The sequence below is a fragment of the Crocosphaera sp. Alani8 genome, assembly GCF_038442745.1.
In the GTDB taxonomy this organism is placed as follows: domain Bacteria; phylum Cyanobacteriota; class Cyanobacteriia; order Cyanobacteriales; family Microcystaceae; genus Crocosphaera.
In genome coordinates this window covers 1-4,544 of record NZ_JARVCN010000257.1, presented here as the reverse complement: position 1 = coordinate 4,544, position 4,544 = coordinate 1, and the positions used below count along the sequence as shown (strand labels likewise).

Annotated in this window: 4 protein-coding genes; all 4 read right to left on the bottom strand. The window is 43.3% G+C overall.

Features of this window, described 5'->3' with window-relative positions:
* Positions 1-135 precede the first annotated feature (135 nt).
* The gene (locus tag P9B04_RS14865) at positions 136-264 is read right to left on the bottom strand and encodes a hypothetical protein (protein WP_342055770.1); all 129 of its coding nucleotides are present in this window, start codon (positions 262-264) and stop codon (positions 136-138) included.
* Between the two features lie 45 nt (positions 265-309).
* A complete protein-coding gene (locus tag P9B04_RS14860) occupies positions 310-1,551 on the bottom strand; it encodes a potassium/proton antiporter (RefSeq protein ID WP_342055769.1) in 1,242 nt (413 codons plus the stop codon).
* 123 nt (positions 1,552-1,674) lie between these two features.
* On the bottom strand, positions 1,675-2,196 hold the full coding sequence (locus P9B04_RS14855) for a PEP-CTERM sorting domain-containing protein (protein ID WP_342055768.1): 522 nt from the start codon (positions 2,194-2,196) through the stop codon (positions 1,675-1,677).
* Between the two features lie 78 nt (positions 2,197-2,274).
* Entirely contained in the window at positions 2,275-4,500 is a 2,226-nt protein-coding gene (locus P9B04_RS14850) for a LamG-like jellyroll fold domain-containing protein (protein WP_342055767.1), read from the bottom strand.
* Between the last annotated feature and the right edge of the window lie 44 nt (positions 4,501-4,544).

Below are 4,544 nucleotides of genomic sequence, written 5' to 3'. Positions count from 1 at the left end.
TGATTTTTTCATAATCTAGTTAACTAGGAGTTGTAGGACACTGTCCGCTAACTAACTCATCCCCTCGCCAAAGTGACACGTTTCCCTTACTCTTATCAAGAGTTTTCTCTTTGTCACCTTACTTTCTGAATTCTGTCAGTTATGGTTTATACAAAATCCAATGCGATTACCCTGAATTTTCTTATTCCCAATTTCTATATCTTCAACTGCAATACGAGTGGCAATTTGGATAGGGGTATCGTAGCGTAGTGTTTCGTTTACCACCTGATAGCAGTTTTCAATTGAGTATATCAATATTTTAGTTATGTTCTAAACTTTTGGCGATGGAGCCAATAATCCTAACATCTTTGCCATAGGTAATAAAGTCAAACCTTGCAAACTAATTGAAACTAATACCACATAAAACACGACATAAAACAGTTCGTCGGCTTGATTCATTTGTTGATTGAGTGGCAAAATTGAGAGAATAATTGGCACAGAACCTCGAAGTCCTACCCAAGAAATAAATAACTTTTCTTTCCACTCCCATTTACTCAAACTTAATGTTATGAATACACTCAACGGTCGAGCTACAAAAATTAGAAATAAGGCGATCGCTGTACCAACACCAGCCACTGCTGGGAGATGGGCAGGGACAACTAACAATCCAAAAGTCAGAAACATCAAAATTTGGGCTAGCCAAGTAATACTATCTTGAAAACTCAGAATAATATCAGAAGCTACAAAAGAACGATTTCCCAGTACCGCACCAGCAATATACACTGCTAGCACTGCACTGCCTCCCAAAAGAGTAGTAATGCCAGAAGTCTCATAAACTAAGGCTAGTAAAAATACAGGATATAAGCCTTGGGCATAAAGTCGGAGATGGGTCAAACTCCAAGCCATTAATCGACCACTACCATAACCCAACGCAATCGCAACTCCAATACTCAATAGAAGTCGGCCAATAAAAGTGCCTAATGAAAAATTTCCTGCTAAGAGTACCTGCAGAATACTGGTGGTTAATAAAACAGCTATCGGGTCATTGGTTCCAGATTCAAGTTCAAGTAATCCTTGCAATTTTGTGGGTAAATGAGTGGGACTAGCTCGGAGTACAGAAAAAACGGCTGCTGCATCTGTGGAGCTTATAATAGCTCCTAGCAATAATCCTTGTCCCCAGCTAATGCCGTCTCCGCCAATTTTAAACTGGGAAAATGACCCTAATATAAGCCAGGCAAAAGTTCCTACCAAAAAAACTGAAATAGCAACACCAACAGTAGATAAGCCGAAACCTGATTTAAGTACCGACCGAATTTTTTGCCATTCTGTGTCAAGACCGCCACTAAAAATAATAACAGTCAGAGCCGCTTCTCCGATGTAAGTAGCTAGACGAGGATGATCGAATTCAATATTCCCAATGCCGTCTGTCCCTGCCAACATACCAATTACCAAGAAAATTAGTAAAGAAGGAATTCCAAAGCGGTTGGTTAATTGACTAGCTAAAACGCTAGCCGCCAGCAAAACACCAACAATAAGAAAAATTTGTTCAACAGGTAGGATTGAAAAAAGCATGAGGATTTTTTTTAGAGCGGTAGTGCTATAAATCTATGTAAAGCAAATGTCATGTCCCTTTTATTCAAAAGTACATTAGACAAGAATCTCCCATAGATTTACCACAGTATATATATTTACTTGTTAATCAATTTTGCGACGATGAAACAACAGGCTAACGCCAAAACAGATTACTGCTCCCAAAAGAGTCGATGGTTCAGGGACAGAGGTTATGGTAGTTACTGAGCCAGTAATTTGGTCTCCATCTAAATCACTAACATTATTGAGGGCAATAGTCCCTCCAGTATTAGTTAAGGCACTGGGAGAAAAGGCTAACGATAAAATACTTGTACCATTTATCCAGTCAATGGCTGTTATTCCCAAGGAAGTCGTATCGATATTATCAACCATGTCAAAAGTAACGCCTCCAACCATAATGTCACTAAAAAGAATTTGCGGAGAAGCACTATTTTCATCATCAATAGTAAAACTTCCTGTAATAGGAGTTGGGGTTGGGCTAGTTTCAACTTGAGAGCCTGAGCCTAATCTCCAAGTCAAAGCTTGCACAGGAGAAGAGGAAAAACCAACCATAACCATAGCAATGCTGATGCCTAAAGCTTGGGCTGTTTGGGTGGAGAGAATCGGTAAGGAAAATTTATTTTTCATGATGTTAGTTGTTAGTAAACGAGGAAAAAGTTTCAATCAATTTTAACGTTAATAAAAAGCAGGAGGGCGGAGTCTCGATTATAGAGAAGTAAACCATTCAGGATGAGTGTTCAAATCAGTAATAGGATTGCCTGCGTTATCAAGCACAATAGCTAATATTTCTTCTCCTACGAGAATTTTGTTGCTCTCAAAACTCAAGGTGCCAAAACTCATTTGGTCAAGGAGGAATAAATCACCTTCTTCGCTATTGAAATCCATTACTCGGTCAGTCCCATCTCCTTGGCGCAGTACAAAACCATCAGCCCCTTCACCACCATAGAGAAAGTCCCGGTCTTTTCCTCCGTCAAGGAGATCATCACCTAGTTCTCCGTAAAGCTTATCTACTCCTTCTTTACCAAAGAGAAAATCCTTATCAGCACCACCTTTGAGAATATCGCGTTCTGCAGAGCCATAAATTAAGTCATCTCCCTGTTTCCCATCGAAGCGATAGCGACCTGATGTATTATCAACTGTAGCACCATCGATATTACTACCCAGAAGAATATCTTCTCCATTACTACCTTCGACTGTTTGGGTAAAATCACCTCCAAAGGTAAAGTTTTCGGTAATTCTGAGGTCAAAGTAACGATAAGCTTGACGTGAAATTTCTTCATCAGTTAGGGGAATAGTGGCACGAGCTTGATTAACGTTGGGCGCAAAAGTAATTTTGCCAGAATAAGGGGTAAAGTCTACCCCAGCATTAGCGGTGCCGTCATAGGTCGTGTAATTGAGAGTAAGACCCTGACTGAGATCCCCCGTGCGCACCACAGTAAAGTGTGCTTCCCGCTCAGCTTCGGAGACTATGGTTTCTGATACGAAAATACGTGGAGTGGGGTCAAAGGCATCAACAGTAGTCTCCGAGGAGTTTGCATTAGAGGTAAGTTGCGGGGTGTTATCCGCAATCTCCTCAGAGGGTTCTATGGGCAGGGAAGGGGCAGAGTGCAAGTTCACCGTTGCTCCTGGGGTTACATACAGGGTGGCTTCCTCAGCGGTGTACTCGTCGTAGGCCACGCCATGGCTAGAAATTTTCCCGTTGGCCTTAAAGTCATCGCCAATATACAGGATGTCGGTTTCCAGGTTTGTACCGCCATCAGCATCAACAAAAACGGTGTTGCTCGTAGCAGACAGATTCAGCACTGTGGTGGAGTTGAGGATTAGCGTATTGTTGCCGTAACCGGTAATGTCAATCACTTCCAGGTTGCGTAGCCGTCCGCCCTGAGCCAGTTCTGTCACATTCCAGGTTTGGTTGAGTTCCCCCTCTAGCTTGACCACATCAAAACCACTGCCGCCATCGACACGGCGGAAGTTGTCATCTTTGATTGTTAGCACATCGTTGCCACTTCCACCAGAAAGGGCATCAATACCACCATTTCCCAGCAAGAAGTCAGTGCCACTGTTGCCAATCATCGCATCCCCGGTGGCGGTCCCCTGCAGTACATCGTTACCGAGGGTGCCACCTTGGTTCAAGGCGATGGTAAAGTCGCCGCCGAACAAGGCATAACTAAGGTTATCCACCGCTGGTGCCCCAACAGCAAAGTCAGCCAGTCCATCGCCGTTAATATCTTCGCCACCACTGATGCTGGTGCCAGCCTGGGAATTTTCCAATCCTGTAATAGTCTGTCCTAGAACAGGAATAGCACTGGCAAAGGTCGGTAAATCGGCAGGTGCGGATATTATTGAAGCACCATTTTTAAGGATGCCGTTACGGCCTTTGCTGCTAAAATCATTAGCGGTGCCATTGTCGAAGTTGTAGTAAGCTTCTAAGTTAGTTTCTTTTCCGTTTAACTTAACGTTTCGGTTAGCCTCAATTTGTTTCTGGGTGCGGGCTTCACTCCAGATTCTGACCTCGTTCATTTCTCCCTGAAAGTAACCGCCCTGTAAATCCGAACCAATTCGGACAGCAGAGCTTCGAGTATTAAGAGTGACAGCTTGTTTGTCTGATACTTTTTCTAACTTTCCATCGACATAAAGTTTGGCATTCTCAATGTTGTTCACCCCGTTAACCATTTCCCAGGCCACGGCAACATGATGCCATTTACCATCGAGCAAGTTGGTAGACCCCACAACCCATCCATTTCCCACGGCGACTCGCAGTAATCCCTTTCCATCCAGACGTACGGTCCATTTTGAAGATGGCTGATTTTCTCCCCAGGAGATAATGGGTACATTGCCGGCTGATGTGGGGACTTTTATCCAGGCCTCAACCGTTCGGGCATTGGAGCCGCTAATACCGTCATAGCTAGAGACTTCGACAAACTGCTTCATGAAACCTAGACAAACCTAGACAGGCTTGATGTTCAATTCCTGCT